This is a genomic window from Nostoc sp., from assembly GCF_036919495.1.
GTDB lineage: Bacteria > Cyanobacteriota > Cyanobacteriia > Cyanobacteriales > Nostocaceae > Nostoc.
In genome coordinates this window covers 1-16693 of the sequence record NZ_JBALBZ010000112.1, presented here as the reverse complement: position 1 = coordinate 16693, position 16693 = coordinate 1, and the positions used below count along the sequence as shown (strand labels likewise).

9 protein-coding genes and 1 pseudogene are annotated in these 16693 nt (G+C 37.2%); 4 read left to right on the top strand and 6 right to left on the bottom strand.

Annotated elements, in window-relative coordinates; translation table 11 throughout:
* The first annotated feature begins 105 nt into the window (after positions 1–105).
* The gene (aroF, locus tag V7K25_RS15740) at positions 106–1206 is read left to right on the top strand and encodes a 3-deoxy-7-phosphoheptulonate synthase (protein WP_335159441.1); all 1101 of its coding nucleotides are present in this window, start codon (positions 106–108) and stop codon (positions 1204–1206) included.
* A 433-nt stretch (positions 1207–1639) separates the two neighbouring features.
* Here the strand turns inward: aroF and V7K25_RS15735 are convergent, their stop codons facing one another.
* A complete protein-coding gene (locus V7K25_RS15735; protein WP_335159439.1) occupies positions 1640–1840 on the bottom strand; it encodes a heavy-metal-associated domain-containing protein in 201 nt (66 codons plus the stop codon).
* Between the two features lie 617 nt (positions 1841–2457).
* Complete coding sequence (locus V7K25_RS15730; protein ID WP_335159437.1) at positions 2458–3270, bottom strand: SDR family NAD(P)-dependent oxidoreductase; 813 nt, start codon at positions 3268–3270, stop codon at positions 2458–2460.
* A 208-nt stretch (positions 3271–3478) separates the two neighbouring features.
* On the opposite strand from V7K25_RS15730, the gene V7K25_RS15725 reads away from it, so the two are divergent.
* Positions 3479–4456 carry a threo-3-hydroxy-L-aspartate ammonia-lyase gene (locus V7K25_RS15725; RefSeq protein ID WP_335159435.1) on the top strand — a complete coding sequence of 326 codons (978 nt, stop codon included), beginning with the start codon at positions 3479–3481 and terminating at the stop codon, positions 4454–4456.
* Between the two features lie 59 nt (positions 4457–4515).
* Here V7K25_RS15725 and V7K25_RS15720 read toward each other — a convergent pair whose 3' ends face one another.
* From V7K25_RS15720 to V7K25_RS15710, 3 genes are all read right to left on the bottom strand, one after another.
* Entirely contained in the window at positions 4516–9852 is a 5337-nt protein-coding gene (locus V7K25_RS15720; RefSeq protein WP_335159433.1) for a trifunctional serine/threonine-protein kinase/ATP-binding protein/sensor histidine kinase, read from the bottom strand.
* 206 nt (positions 9853–10058) lie between these two features.
* A complete protein-coding gene (locus tag V7K25_RS15715) occupies positions 10059–12368 on the bottom strand; it encodes an NAD(P)-binding protein (protein WP_335159431.1) in 2310 nt (769 codons plus the stop codon).
* Positions 12369–12480: 112 nt separating this feature from the next.
* Positions 12481–13722, bottom strand: a complete 1242-nt coding sequence (locus V7K25_RS15710; RefSeq protein ID WP_335159429.1) for a hypothetical protein — start codon at positions 13720–13722, stop codon at positions 12481–12483.
* Positions 13723–14246: 524 nt separating this feature from the next.
* On the opposite strand from V7K25_RS15710, the pseudogene V7K25_RS15705 reads away from it, so the two are divergent.
* Positions 14247–15564, top strand: a pseudogene (locus tag V7K25_RS15705) (amino acid permease).
* Positions 15565–15637: 73 nt separating this feature from the next.
* Complete coding sequence (locus tag V7K25_RS15700; RefSeq protein ID WP_335159427.1) at positions 15638–16183, top strand: RNA 2'-phosphotransferase; 546 nt, start codon at positions 15638–15640, stop codon at positions 16181–16183.
* A gap of 57 nt (positions 16184–16240) precedes the next feature.
* On the opposite strand, the gene V7K25_RS15695 is transcribed toward V7K25_RS15700, so the two are convergent.
* Positions 16241–16591 (bottom strand): transposase, encoded by a 351-nt coding sequence (locus V7K25_RS15695; protein WP_335159425.1) that lies wholly within the window; start codon positions 16589–16591, stop codon positions 16241–16243.
* Between the last annotated feature and the right edge of the window lie 102 nt (positions 16592–16693).

Genomic DNA, 16693 nt, shown 5'->3' with positions numbered 1-16693 from the left:
TCACGTCATTACAAGGGTTTCACGTTGAGTTGACACATATGAGCATTGCTGCACCCCTACGAACGGACTGTATTACACCCAAAAACTATAAGCAAGGAAAAACAGATGATTATCATACTTAAGAACGCTACGCCTGTTGAGGAAATTACTCGCATTAGCCAAGAACTGAGTGATGTTTGGGGAGTCACGGTAGAAAAAAGCGTTGGCACTCATAAAGTTGTGCTGGGGCTAATTGGTGATACCACTAGCATTGATAAATTACAAGTTCAAGAGTTCAGCCCTTGGATTGAGCAAGTATTACGGGTGCAACAACCTTTCAAACGCGTAAGCCGAGAATTCCGAGATGGAGAAGCCAGCGAGGTTATTGTACCTACACCTAATGGTGATGTCTATTTCGGCGAACGTCATCCCATCGTAGTGGTAGCTGGGCCTTGTTCTGTTGAAAATGAAGCGATGATTGTGGAGACTGCAAAGCGCGTGAAGGCAGCAGGAGCGCAGTTTCTGCGTGGCGGAGCTTACAAACCTCGCACTTCACCTTATGCCTTTCAAGGTTATGGTGAAAGCGCTTTAGATTTGTTAGCAGCAGCACGCGAAGCTACTGGTTTGGGTATCGTCACAGAACTCATGGATGCTGCCGATTTATCAGCAGTGGCGAGAGTAGCTGACATAATCCAAATCGGAGCTAGGAATATGCACAACTTTTCGTTACTCAAAAAGGTAGGCGCTCAAGATAAACCTGTGCTACTCAAGCGGGGGATGTCTGCCACAATTGACGAGTGGCTGATGGCGGCAGAATATATTTTGGCATCTGGAAATCCCAATGTGATTCTGTGTGAGCGGGGAATCAGAACTTTTGATGGCAAATATGCCCGGAATACTTTAGATTTATCAGTGCTTCCGGTGTTGCGATCGCTGACCCATTTACCGATTATGATTGATCCTAGTCATGGTACTGGTAGGTCTGAATATGTTCCATCGATGGCAATGGCTGCGATCGCAGCTGGTACAGATGCCTTAATGATTGAAGTTCATCCCAATCCCGCAAAAGCTTTATCCGATGGGCCCCAATCTCTCACCCCTGATAAATTTGACCGCTTAGTTCAAGAAATGTCAATTTTGGGCAAAGTAGTCGATCGCTGGTCTACACCTGCATTTGATAGGGTTGGTGAAAGCCACATGCTCTTCACACCAGAACTATCAAAGTAGATAAAGCCTATTCTGATACCAATTCACGAAAATCCTGATACATATAGATTTCTCGTAGGAGTATGGCATTGCCATGCCCTTAAGAGCGTATTTGTATCATTATTAAAGTGAAATGGTATGAGACGATTTTTTGCAAACGGCTAAAACCGATCAACGGATTTTTTAGATAAAAGCATCTGTTGATCGGGTTTTCATAAATTACCAGTGCTTTAAATTCTTTATTAATAGGACTTACGCAAAAAGGCAGTGAAAGCCTTGATTTTCCGTAGAGGCAATTCAGGTATTGCCGCTACATTTCGTATTTGATGCGAAAGTCCTAATTCAGTAGAGTAATTAATAATACTCCGCCCGGAAACCGGGCGAATATATGACTAAGCAATTGTGCTGGTTTAATTACTTCATCTAAATTTCTGAAGAGATTTAGATGAAGTAATTAATAGCCCTCGATAGTATAACCAGCAGATTGAACTATCTGTTTAATTGTCTCTTCAGAAGCGCCAGCTTCTACAGTTACGGTTTTTGCCTTAACGTCTACATCTACTTTGGCATCAGATTCCATAGTCTGAATAGATTTAGTTATTTTCTTGGCGCACTCATCACCTTTGATATCTGGAACTTTCAATTTAATTGCCATTACTTACCTCTTTACGCCAACTGTAATTTCTATTTAATAAATATAATAAAGGTTGAGATAGTGATAGCACATCTTACTATGGTAAGGGAATTAGGAATCCTAAAGATAGTAATAAATAATAGCTCTACTTAAATAGTTTTTGATAGATGCTGTACATATAAAAACAAAATTAAATACCAAATATATAAAGTAATTTATGAAAATTCACTTAGTATTACTCACTTCTAAAAACCCGCTTTTTTGTTTTTTCTGAAGACTCCACCAGAGATTGCAGATTATCCTATGGGCGTTCCTGAACATACAAACGTTTATACGTAAGTCACAAAACCTTTTTCTCTGTAGTTTTTAATTATTTTTATGCTCCAGGTACTTATGCCTAACTTTAACTGCATATATATATCCAAAAAGCAGCTATCTTGTGGCATATATTTACTATGGGCTTCATAATAAAAACCTTCAGTGACGCAGTTGTGGGAGGAGTATGGCTGATGCCTATGGTTTCTGGTGGATGGTTGAGAAAAAGGACTCTCGCAATTTAGTTGAAAATAGAGTGGTTGCAGAGGAAGCAGGATCATCTAGCAACTTCCAAAATTCCCTCCTGCTCTCCTACTGCAAGGCTACCTATTTTTTTTGAGTTCGTGTATAGTTCTCACGACCTTTGTTACTAAATTTCTGGGTGTAAATCTTACGCTTTCAGTCAATATCTTATTTCTCATACCAGGAACGATAACAGTTTTGTTTTTCATTAAGCCCCGATAACCAATCCTAGCAACGGTTTGCATTTCCATCATTCTGTTAATGTTAGGAATCTTTGAATCTTCCATTGCTGATGTTTGTTGAAATTCCGATGCTGTTGGCCCTGGACAAAGAACAGTTACGCTGACACCTGTGCCCTCTAATTCATTAGCGATCGCTTCAGAAAATGATAATACATAGGCTTCAGTAGCAAAATAAACTGCCCTTAGAGGCCCTGGTTGAAAAGCAGCAGAGGAGGCCACATTTAATATTTTTCCATAGTTTTGCTTTACCATATCCTTGAGGAATAACTTAGTTAAATGAGTCAAACTCACTATATTTACCTGGAGCATTTTCAGTTCAGTGGCAAGGTCTGTTTCGTTAAATTCTCCATAAGTACCAAAGCCAGCATTGTTAATCAGCACATCAATTTTTATCGATGCTTGCTGTAATTCTGTGAAAATTTCTTCTGGAGATGTTGGGATAGATAAATCCTGAGCAAAAATTTTCACAAAAATGCCAAATTTTTGCGGAAATTCATCTAGAATTTCAGTAAGTTTTTGTTCATTTTTATCTACTAACACAAGATTATAACTATGACGAGCAAAAATCTGGGTTAATTGATAGCCTATTCCACTAGCGGCTCCTGTAATTAGAACAGTTTTTTTTTGCCGACTTTCAGATATTTTATTCATGCTAAAAAAATGGCAACCGTGAGTTAGTTAATTTAAGTTTTATAAAAATTACTACAGTAAGATATAATATCTGCTGTAGCTATTTTTATGCAGACAATAAATGATGCTATCCACCTGAAATGAGTATGTTTCAATCAAGCATATTTGGCAGAAATATAAAAATCTGTATCTATATAAACAAGAGCAAAAATATTTAATATCATCATCAATGCCACAGCATAATTCCGTTGCCATAACTGACGTGCAAGCAGCACAAGAGCGAATTTTGGGAATTGCCCACTACACGCCTGTACTGACTTCTAGAATTGTTAACGATCGCACCAATAGCCAAGTATTCTTTAAGTGCGAAAATTTTCAACGCACGGGGGCATTTAAATTTAGAGGTGCATACAATGCCCTAGCCCAACTATCGGTATCACAAAAACAAACAGGCGTTCTCACCTATTCATCAGGAAATCACGCCCAAGCGATCGCTTTAGCTGGACAATTACTAAATATTCCCACCACCATTATCATGCCTGATGATGCTCCGGCTGTTAAGCAAACTGCCACTCGTGGTTATGGTGCAAAGGTAATTTTGTACAATCGCCAAGAAACAAACCGGGAAGAATTAGCCCAAAATTTAGCAAGCGAAAGCTCTTTGACACTTATTCCTCCTTACGATCATCCCCATGTAGTCGCTGGACAGGGGACAACTGCTTTAGAACTGATCCAAGAAGTTGGTGAATTGGACTTATTATTAGTTTGTTGTGGCGGTGGCGGATTACTTTCAGGGTGTGCGATCGTAGCCAAGTCACTTTTACCCAATTGTAAAGTAATCGGGGTAGAACCAGCACTTGCCGACGATGCTACCCGCTCTTTTCACACCAAAACGCTGCAAACTGTCAAAAATCCTAATACCATCGCTGATGGTGCGCGGACGCCCAGCCTTGGTAAAATTACTTTTCCCTTAGTGCTGCATTACGTCGATGATATGGTGACGGTATCGGAAGAAGCGATCCTTCGTACCATGTTTTTCTTGTGGGAACGTCTGAAAATTGTAGTTGAACCTACCGGAGTACTCGCAGCAGCAGCCTTACTCGAAGGTGTGGTGACAGCACCAGAGGCGAAGATTGGTGTCATCATCAGTGGTGGGAATGTAGATTTAGCGCAAGTTGGGAAATTGTTTTCTGGGGGATTAGATTGAACCCAGTGTAAGCTGCCCAAATCATCAAATCTCTGTTAGTTCACATTGGTGTTGCTAGATTACCCGCTTTGCCGACAGGGAATTTGAATAATAAACTCTGCGCCCTCTCCTGGTGCAGAAATGCACTCTATTGTACCGTGATGTTTGTCTACTACGATTTGATAAGTGATGGATAATCCTAAACCAGTACCTTGTCCTACAGGTTTAGTAGTGAAAAAAGGATCAAATATTCTTTGTCTAACGCTATCACTCATACCTACCCCATTATCTTTAATGGAAATGACGATTAAATCAGAATTAACTACTTGGGTACGAATAGCGATCGCACTATAATTACTCCTAATTTCCTCTACTTTTCTTTGCTGATTTAACTTTTGCAAAGCATCAATTGCATTATTCAGAATATTCATAAACACCTGATTAAGTTGCCCAGCATAACATTCCACTTTTGGCAAATTACCGTAATTTTTGATAATCTCAATTGCAGGCTTACCTGGATTAACTTGGAGACGGCTTTGCAAAATTAGTAAGGTACTCTCAATCCCCTCATGAATGTTAACAGGTTTCATGTCAGCCTCATCTAACCGAGAGAAATTACGCAATGTCAGCACAATTTCCCGAATGCGTTCCGTGCCACTTCTCATAGAAGATAAAGTTTTAGGAATATCTTCTTTAATAAAATCAACATCAATATTCTTTAAAAACTCTTTTATTTCTGGTATTAAATCTGGATAGGTATTTTGATAAATATTAATTAAGCTAAGTAAATCTTGTGTATAATTCTCAATATAATCTAGGTTGCCATGAATAAAACTTACAGGATTATTAATTTCATGAGCAATACCAGCAATCATTTGTCCTAAACTAGACATTTTTTCTGTCTGAATAAGCTGGGTTTGAGTTAGTTTTAATTCGTGCAGTGTTTGCTTTAATCGTACATTATTTTCATTTAATTCCCTAGTTCTTTCCTCTATCTTATCTTCTAAGTTAGCGTAAAGTCGGGCATTTTCTAAAGAAATAGCTGCTTGCGAAAAAAGGATCTTTAAGATTCGTATTCTATCGGAAGTAAATGCCCCTACTGTTAAATTATTTTCTAAATAAAGTAACCCAATTAATTTGCCTTGATTAACGATAGAAGTACACATCATCGATTTAATTTGATGGTCAATAATATACGGATCTCTTGTAAAACTTCCTTCATTGCTGGCATCAGATAAAACTACATTTTTTTGTGTTCTTGTCACATAATTAATTACAGATATAGGTAATTGCTGACTATTTTCTAATAGCAGTGATTGACCAACAGTTAAATCATCTTGCTCTACACTTGCTTGAGCTTCAATAAATAATTTGCCTTCTTTATAGAGAAGTAAAACACCAGTCTGAGCGCCAGCATTCTCAATCACAATTGTCATTAATTTTTCTAGCAGATTTTCTAATAATATTACTTCTGATAAAGCTTGTGATGCTTTAATAACTGTGATTAAATCTAGTCCACTTAATTTTTCATTAGCAGTGGAAGTAGTAATAGTATTACTTGTAAACCCTACTTGAGAGTGAGTAGAAACCTTAGTAATTAATTCTGGATATTTTAATTCCAAATCATTAAATTTAGCACCTGCTCCCCAACGACAATAACCATAGTGTGCCTTTGTCATGTATAGCGAAGCAAATTCATTCCTTCCTAGACTCAGATAAAATTCTGCCGCACATTCATAAGCTAGCGCCTCTTCATGAATATATCCAGACTTATGAGCGCCTTGAATTGCACAATCGTAGTGTTCCATCGCTACTAATACTTGTCCTAAAAATCGTGCTTTTTCTGCTTCTACTAGTTCATATTTGTGCTGATTATTTACAGGCGCGTGAGCCGCCCATTCTTTTAATTGTTTTTGGTTTTCTTCTACTTTATCCATAGCAGTTTTTATCTCTGTTTGGGAAGTAGTATTTAAACAGAGAGCCAACAATGCTAGAGAATAATAAAACTTATATTGAGGTAGATAAGTGGTTCCACTAGCTGCAACTTCATACTGTTGTGCTAATTGAGCATTTTTAACAGACTGACTATAATCTTTAAAGAAATAATTTAAAATACTTTTGGTAAGATAAGCATAAAAGATGGCTGTAATATTTCCTGCCATTCTTTGCATTACCGATTCATTAAAACTCTCACCATCTAAACAAGATTTATTATCCTGTCTTTTAACTAGCTCAATGACCATCTGTTTTAATATCAGTAGACAAATTGTAAAATGCTCTTGCTGTATTTTATGCGCTAAATTAATATATTGTTCTAATCTTTGTTCAAGAATATCTAAATTTTCTCCAATCCAAAAAGGATGCCAACAAACTAACAAGCCATTGTAACCCACATACTCAATATCTCCTGTATCTAAACCACTTTGAACACCATCCTCCAAAGGTTCTATAGTTGCTTGAATATGTTCTTTCCAATGTCTAACAAAAATATTAAACAAGGCGTAAACTTTAGACTTAATTTCTCTAGCATTAAATTGATCTAATATTTGTAAAGATAATTTACCAAAACGATATCCTGATTCAATATCCTTAAGAGGCCCACATAAAATTAGCCCATAAAAACCATAGGCATAAGCTGCAAAAGATGAATTGCCATGCTGCACACATAAATCAACCATCGTAAAAGCAATCAGTGGTAAAAGTGCAGGATCTGCTAAATAAGCGGGAGGCATGGCTGTCATTAGTATCCTCATGGCAGCTAGCTTATGAGCATCAGTCATTTCTGGCAGGTTGACTAATTCTTCAATTGTTAACTCTGCTGGTGGAGTTTGAGACAATGAAACTCCCAACATCTCTAGCACCTGCAAATCTAAATCTAATGCTTCTCGCATTCGATTTTGAGCCACATAAAACTGAATCTTTTTTTCATATACTTTAACAGCATCAAGAATATTTTTACTGTTATTTATAACACTAGTAAACAATGCTTCTGCTTGCTCAAAATTTGTATTTAAATATTCTGCCTCTACTGTTTCTACATGAAGATCAAGAGTTAACTCATAATAGTTTTGCCAACAATCGATTGCAAGTAAGCTTAGACCTTGCCTCAGAAAATTTACAGCAGATTCGTAAGCAGCAGAATCTTTAGATTTACGTCCAGAAATAAGATTTAACTCAGCTAGTTTATATCTTTCTTCGGGAGAATCAATTAACTCATTACCGATATTGAATTGGTTAACAATATCGAAGATTTTTTCTTCTAAAAAGCCTTCGCCTATATTCTTTAATAGCAGTCTACCAATATTTAAATGAATCTCCTTTTTTTGCTCATCAGGTATTAATGCATAAGCCGCTTGTTGGACGCGATCGTGAAGAAATTTATAATCAATTACAAAAACATCAACATGATTTAATAGATGTGGTTGTTTATAGCTATCACTTAGAGGTATGAGTAAACCAGCTTGTAGTGCTTCCCAAATATCTAATGCTGTGTCATTATGAGAACTTTCATTAATACAAGATAGTATATTGAAATTAAATCGATTACCAATACAGGCAGCTATTTTTAAAATATTTTGTGTAGTGTCTTTAAGTTTTTGAATTTTACCGATCATTAATTCAACAACATTATCAGTAATTTCTAGCATCTGAATTCGCTGAATATCCCATTGCCATTGACCAGTAACCAAGTTAAACAAAAGCAGATTTTCATGATGAATAAACTTGAGTAACTGATTGATAAAAAACGGATTGCCAGCAGTTTTATTAAAAATCAATTTGGCTAACTCTTTAGAGTCCTCTAAGCTAGATTTTAGACTGTCGCTAACTAACTGACAAACATCAGTAATTTTTAAATTTTGACAATGAATAATATTGACAGAACTACCCTTTTTTTCAATTTCCTGCAAAATTAACATTAAAGGGTGACTAGTATCAACTTCATTATCTCGATAAGCTCCGATTATTAATAAATATTGAATTTCAGTATCTGTAGTCAATAACTGAATTAATTTTAATGAAGCTAAATCTACCCATTGTAAATCATCTAAAAATACCACTAATGGATGTTCTTTTTGAGCAAACAAATTGATAAACTTTTGAAAAACCAAGTTAAATCGATTTTGTGACTCTGCTGAAGATAGTTGTGGTACTTCTGGTTGTTTCCCGATAATGAATTCTAGTTCAGGAATAACATCAATAATAATCTGAGCATTTGGAACTAGAGCCTCTAAAAGTTTTTCTTTCCAAGTGGCTAATTTTGCTTCATTTTCTGTTAGTAATTGCTGCATTAGCTCTTGAAATGCTTGAATCAGCGAAGCATAAGGAATATTGCGCTGAAATTGCTCAAATTTACCTGCAATAAAATAACCTCTATTTTTGATAACAGGTTTATGGATTTCATTCACTAATGCTGATTTACCAATACCCGAATAACCTGCAACTAATATTAATTCTTTATGTCCTTGATTAACCTTTTTAAAAGCAGTCATTAAGATATCTATTTCTGCTTCTCGACCATACAACTTTTCAGGAATTTGTAATTGGCTAGATTGATCCTGCTGACCAATGGAAAATTCAATTATAGAATTAGTTAGCTCTAACTGACTGAGAGAGTTTTCTAAATCAGCTTTAATTCCAAAAGCACTCTGATATCTTTCCTCAGCAGTTTTGCTGAGTAATTTCATAATAATTGCAGAAATTACTTGAGGAGTTTCTGGGATTAACTGATATACTGGTATAGGTTGTCTAGCAATATGACAATGAACTAACTCCATTGGATCAATTACTTGAAATGGTAACTGACCTGTAAGCATTTCATAAAAAGTTACACCCAACGAATAGAAATCTGTACGGTAATCAACTGTTCGATTCATTCTTCCTGTTTGCTCTGGAGACATATAGGCTAGAGTTCCTTCAAGCAAATCAGGATTACTGAGTTTGGGTTTTTCTTGAAAAAGTAGTGATGAGATAGAAAAATCAATAATTTTAACTTGATGAGTTTCTAAATTAACAATAATATTCTGTGGTTTAATATCTTTATGAATAATATAATTTTGGTGTAATTCACCTAGAGCTTGGGTAATTTGAATGCCTATCTTTAAAAAATCAGCTAACTCGATTTTTCTTAATTGGATAGTTTTGTAGAGAGAATTACCATCAAAGTTTTCTAACACAATGGCAAAGCCATTGTTATATTTTTCTAAGCTATAAGCTTGAATAACTCCTGGGATATCTAAATTTTTGATTAGCTCATATTCATGTTTTAAGGCTGCTATATCTTTTAGCTCAGGGTATTCTGTTTTTAAAAGTTTAATAACTACTAGTTTACTATCTTTATTTCTACTGGCCCGATAAACAGCGGTTTTTGCTTCTTCATCAATTAACTCTATAATTTGGTAATTTGATAATGTAATCATTTTTATATTAATATTTTAGATAAATTTACAAAATTTTGAAATAGTAATCTTATTATTTATAGAATAGCAAATACATTTTTAATATATGTAATATAACAAATATTAAAAATGTATAATACTACCAAATTATATAGGTTTGCAAAATCTATATAATGCTAAAGTTTATTGAGTTTGTCAAAATACACCTCATTAAATTAGATATACTTTTATAAGAAAGAATCCCACTCACCAATAATTTGTTTGGTGTATTTTATATTGAAGCATTGGTGTAGAATAGCTCGTGCTGCTTGCATTGCAGACATTACTGTAGCTTCCACGCAACCAGAATTGTAACCGTTGTTAATCCAGTCGCCAGCTAGGTAAAGGTTATCAAATCCAGATTCATCAGTTTTGAGTCGATACTTGGTACTTCCAGGTACAGAAAGTACATAGCGTTCTGATGGGTTAATGTTAATTCGCCAGTATTGAGCTTTAAAGCGTTCTACTCCCTGACGGTTTTGAAAATCTACTAGTAAATCCCAATTCAAACCTTGGGGATTTTTAGGGTGAGTAGCATCAGGCCAAAGGTGTCCGATGTAATTGTTGAGGAAGTTAATTGCTTGTTGGTCTACTGTTTTTTGAGCTTTAGCTGGGAAATCATATTCTGTTTGGGGAGGAATACCTGGATCTGCAATTACGCCAGTGAAATAAGCTACGTTATAAGGATAATGCTCAGAAGGCCAATTTTCTCGTTGCACTAACTCGCTCATATCTGCATAGACATCAAGTGGTTCAACATAAGCTCCAATCACGGGACTAGATTGTTGCCATCCTAATTCCGGTAAGGTAGGCTTAAGCCATATTTGTCCGCCTTGAGTAGTTACTGTCTTAACTTGAGTTAACATATCGTACCATTTTTGATGAGCTGGATTTTTTTTGGCATCGATTAGTTCACCGCAAATAGAGGGTAAGGCGGCTATAGAAATTCCCAGCAACACAATATCAAAATCATCGCCTTTGGTGAGGGTAATTTTGTCTACATTCTGCCAAGGTGTCCAATATGACTCAAGGTTAATTTCTTTATCTTGGAGTTTTTGGGCTTCTTCATCGACAATCTGATCGTAGAGAGGTTCACTAGGCCAGCAACGAACATCTTTAACTTTGATGAGTGGTTGATATTCTTGCTCGGGGTTTTTTAAATTTACTTGGCGAGCCAAAGTGATACTTGCAATTGTTTGTTGATCTTTATCCAAGTGCAACTGCTTGGCAACATGGAAGAACTTGAATTTTACACCACGACTCTTTAGCACTTCATATAGTGGAGTGATGACTATCTCTGCCATCCCTGATTGCATTTTCCACATGATTGCGCCATTGTATTTGAACAAGATAGTGGTGAGGACACGAATGGCTGTTCCTGCTGCTAGTTGTGGTTTATTGGCATTGCCTTCTGGAAAACCATACACTAAATCGTATAAGACGCGAATAAATGCTGATTTAACGCTTGATTCCCTAGCTCCGTGTTTTATTAGCCAGTCTTTGTAGTTGTACTCATCTAAACTGTCTAGAGAACGAAAATCAATTACCTCATCTACAAATAAACCCCGGATGTTTGCTAATGCTAAATCGATGAGTGTGAAACGCCAAAACATGTCAGGATTTTGCCAGTTTTTAGATTCTATTTGATGGCTCAAGTGTTCTTTAAAACGGTCTATTAGCTTAAGAATTAACTGGTGATGTTCACGTCTATGAGTTTTAGGATTTTTAGGCAGTGATTGAGCTAGGTTGTAGGCAAGATTTAAGAACGTTTTTTCAGAAGTCAAGTCTAGGTTTTGGAAGATATCGCCAATGTATTGGTTGATATTATTAAGCCATTTTCCCCAAAAAATAGGTTCTTGAAAAAATAACTGAATCAACTGGCTAGGAAATTGCAAGAGGCTACTATCTGATAAAAATTCCATTACCTCTTTGCCTAATGCTATTTGTTTAGCAACAGATGCTGAGGAGCTTTTGTCAGGATGCAACTGGTTGTAATTCTCAATTTCTGCGTAAGTCTGAATGACGAATTTGATGGTGGTGCAGATATGTTTCCAAAGAGAAGAAGTACCGCCACCTTTCCAGGGAACTAGAGAATTGGTAGGGAAATTAAAAGGTATATTTACCCAATTTTGATTGATGTATTCTTCTAAGACAATCAAACTGTGGGGTTTGAATGCATCTTCTATGGTGCTGAAAGGTCCGTTACCACCAAGTTCTTCGTAGCATTGGTTGAGTAAACGAAAGGCATTTTCATAGAATCCAAAAAAAATGTGCAGTCCATGTTCTTCGATGCGGTAGTCTGGTTCACAATCAGGTGCATGGGGTTTGATGTTACGTCCAGTTGCACATTTACCACCCAAACGCCAACCTGTTTGATAAATAGTAATGTCGTAAAGACTCTCCCATCCTGGTTGACTAGTTAATTCATAAGCGGTGGTTAATGATGCCATTCCACCGCCTAAGATAGCGATCTTTTTTGGCTTAAAGGTTTCGGACATATTTGTTTTTCTTTGCATGGTAAGGGTAAAGAAGGAAGCAGAAGACAAGGGAGATAATTTACTCAGTACTGGCTCAACGGCCCGCTAGCGCTAACAGCACTCACTAATTTTTCTATGGTGCTTGCCATACGGCTTTTCCATCTTTGAGGGTGAAGTCGAAATGTAGGACGAAACCAAGCTTTACGGGGATATTTACTGATTCGCTACCTGCGGGATAACCTTTGCCTAGTCCTAAGTCTTGGACAATTGGTTGGTTAGCGAAATTATTGATTTTTAATTGAAATTGATCGCCAAAACCATCAAAGCCAAAGAGTTTTCCCCCATAGAAAGTTTGTAGTTGCATGGGCGATTCAATCAGCGCTTGATAGCAGGCCTTTTTGCTGTTTTCTACGTCGCGGATTTGTTTGAGGGTAACGAGAGGGACGACTTTATTTATGAGATATTCGAGGAGATTAAAGGGTAACTGTAAGCCAGGAATGGTAATCTCGTCATTGTTAAATAATAAGCTAGCGATCGCTCTTATTGCTTCTTCAAAACTGTCCCATGTTTTGATAGCTTGGTGTTTCGCTCCTGTACTGATGCGTTGAACTTCTAGCAGGCGTGCATCTAGAGATTGACTTGTCGGAGAAAAGTCTTTAAATACTAAGGTATCTACGGTTAATAAATCCGGTTCTTGGTTTAAGTCAGGAATCTGAAATGTGCCAAATTGTTTAAAGAAGCCGTAGACTTCTCTACCAGAAACTAGGATGGGAGAATTATTTACGTACAAGTAAGGCATGAAGAAAGCTAGGCGTTCGGCAATGAATAAAGGCCCAACTCTTTTACCTACCACTGTTAACATCCAAAAGATGGCTTCTTCTTCATGCACAGTTCCTTTATCATAGTCGGGTGGATAAATAGAACTTAAAGAATCTATCTTGTTGAAAGTCAAGAGGAGATAGTTCGTCGCTGGGCGATATTCAATCTCTCCGTTATTGGGATCGTTAAGATATTTATCACACACCTCTTGTAACTTCGCCATTGAACCTTCAACGACAAAGCCGTACATTTTTGTCCCTTTGATTTCGTAGGGTTGATTAAAGGCCTGTCCATCTGCTCGCTCTATATATTTGGGGTATGGTAATTTTTTACCATCTCCCCAAAAGTAATTTTGGAAAAAGCTAGTCATATCTTGTTCCATATTTTTGCCTTTTTCCGCGAAATCTTGGAACAATTGCTCCGGTTTTTGTTGTATTTGGGTAAGGTAATTTGTGAATTTTTGCGGTTCTTGAAGTAGGGCAGTAAATTCACTGACAGCACCTAAAGCAGTATGGAAACTTGTTTGTATTGTCTGCAAAGGGTTGTTGGTGTTCATAGGATTTTGGGTAATATCTTCAGCATAAGGTCTTGTTTGAAGTGTTCCCTTTACACTGGCTTTTCTAACAAATTACTCAGATAAGCAATCTTGGCGGTTTACCACCAACGTAACCAGTGTTAATCCAATAGTCAATGTCACAAGGGCTTTCGATGGTTTAGGGGAAAGGGCACGATCGCACGATATATGCATCTGCTGCAACCGTTAACTGTCAATTCTTTATTGCACCAACACAAACAGTAATCAACACTAGTATAAAAAGTTTTAATCCAATCACGGAGTAAAGTTAGTGGAAACTGTAAGGCGATCGCCCCAAATACTAAAGTAAAAATCAATCAAGTGCTAGAAGTAACATTTACAGTCCAAAAGTTGTGTTAAGGATGAAGTAGCAATGTCTACGACGGGCTACGCCTACGCTTATTAATCACGAAAATTTGCCTGATAAAGCATGAACATTAGGGCTTTTATAAAGAATATTTACAGATGTTAATATTAACTTTTTGGTTTAAGTACGGGTATTCAGTATGGTTCCCATAAAGACCGTTCTAAAAAATTCAGAGCAAGTAACTCGTTTGTTTTCTCATCTCGAATTTGATGGAAAAAACTTCAATCATCAACCGGGTAGTGTATTGGGAAATACTGCATTAATTGCGGGAACCACCGTTGGGGCTGGGATTCTCGCTTTACCAGCCGTTACTCTGCCGTCTGGGATTGTGCCATCCACATCTGGGCTGATTGTTGTTTGGCTCTACGCTTTAGTTTCAGGGTTACTGGTTGCAGAAGTAACTTTAAACACAATACGAATAGAAGGACATCCGAGTATAGGTTTTTTGGCAGTTGTTGAGAAAATCCTTGGTAAGGCGGGAGGGCGACTTGCAGGCGGCGCATATTTGTTCATGCATTATGCTCTTTTGGTGGCATACATCACCGAAGGTGGAGAGATTTTAGGATCTGCGACGGCAAAAATCTGGAGTGTGCAGATATTGCCTACATGGGTGGGCACAACAACTTTCACGCTTTTATTTGGTGGCATTATGTATCTTGGGCGAGAAAAATTTATTGAGAAATTAAACAGCGCCTTTGTTGGAATTGTCATCGTTTCCTTTTTGGGACTATTGTTTTTGGCAGGAGGACACATTCAGAGTACCCAACTCTTATTTCAAAACTGGAGTGCCCTTGGTAGTGCTATTTCAGTGATGTCTGTGGCGCTATTTTTCCAAAACGTTGTGCCGTTAGTTGTGACGCAACTCGAAGGAGATGCCCGCAAAATTCGTCAGTCTATCTTGATTGGTTCTGTGATTCCTCTAATTATGTTCTTGGCGTGGAATGCCGTAATTTTAGGAAGCGTCAGTCCCGATATGCTACATGGCACATCTAACGGTAGAACTGTTATTTGACCCATTGCAAGTTCTCCGAGCAGGTGGCGCGGGGGAATGGTTAGGAGTGCTAGTATCCATTTTTTCAGAGTTTGCGATCGCTACATCATTCATTGGATTTGTGTACGGATTGCTGGATTTACTCAAAGATATTTTCCTAATTGCACAGGGCAAACTTTCTAGTCGCCTATCCCTCTATTCACTAGCTCTTTTCCCGCCAATGACTCTCGGAACCCTCAATCCCAGCATCTTTTTTACTGCCCTAGATTACACTGGAACATTTGGTATTTCAGTTCTAGGTGGAATTATTCCGGCATTAATGAGTTGGAAGCAACGTCAAGAACAAGAAAACTCAGATAGTATAAATCAATTACTCGTTCCTGGTGGGAAGGTGACACTTATTATCATGGTTGGGGTAGCATTAGCCATGATAGGCAGACAAATTCTCTCAATTAACACAAACTAAAACCATCAATGAAAATTGTGATGTAACATTAAAAATATATATTTGTAGTATATCTTATGCCAACCACAACCTTATGAGTGATTCTCGCCTCGTCAAAATTAGTAAATATCTCAGTAAATATTTGCGACACACACCGGATGCAATTGGAATTAAACTTGCTCCCAGTGGTTGGGTTGCTGTTGATGAATTACTTACTGCTTGTGCTAAAAACAAGTTTCCGATTACGCGTCAGGAATTAGAGGCGGTAGTTGAATCCAACGATAAACAACGCTTTTCTTTTGATTCTACAGGTACTCTGATTCGTGCGAACCAAGGACATAGTATAAAAGTCGATTTACAATTAGAACCTGTTGTTCCCCCAGATAAGCTTTATCATGGCACGGGGCGTAAATCTGTAGAGGCAATTCTGCAAACAGGACTTTGCAAAATGTCACGACATCATGTCCATTTATCAAAGGATATTCCAACAGCGCAAACTGTTGGTGCAAGACATGGAAAACCAGTAGTTTTTGCAGTATATACTGCGGCAATGCATCAGGCGGGTTACATCTTTTATTGTTCTGCTAATGGTGTTTGGTTAGTGGATTCTGTGCCACCTGAGTATCTACAAAAAATTTGAATAGAAAATTGGGTCTAATTTCTCCAAAACACCGTAGGGGCAATTCATGAATTGCCCCTACGATGGTTGTGTGCGTGATTTACGATTATTCTTCTTGATTTTAACGAGAGACGGGTGATTTTCATCCAGTTCCCATTGCATCGGATTATTGATAATATACTCTCGGATTCTTTGACAATCTTCATAACTACGAATAATATGCTCATAATAATTACGTTGCCAAAACGATCCTTCAACTTCACGGATCTGATTAATAGCCTTAGCAGCTAACATTTTAAATCGCCCTACCACTTTAGGCAATATCATCTTTCTACGCTCTTTATCATTATTAACATCTAAGGTTTCATAAATTTCTGCTGAATCCCAAGATTTATCAATAAATATAATTGCATGAAAATGATTTGGCATAATTACATATGGTTCTTCAGTACTTGTTATGCCAAACTATTAAGATATAGGCATCAAACAATGTCAAAAAATGTGTCAATAATCTGCTAAAAGTACTATAAA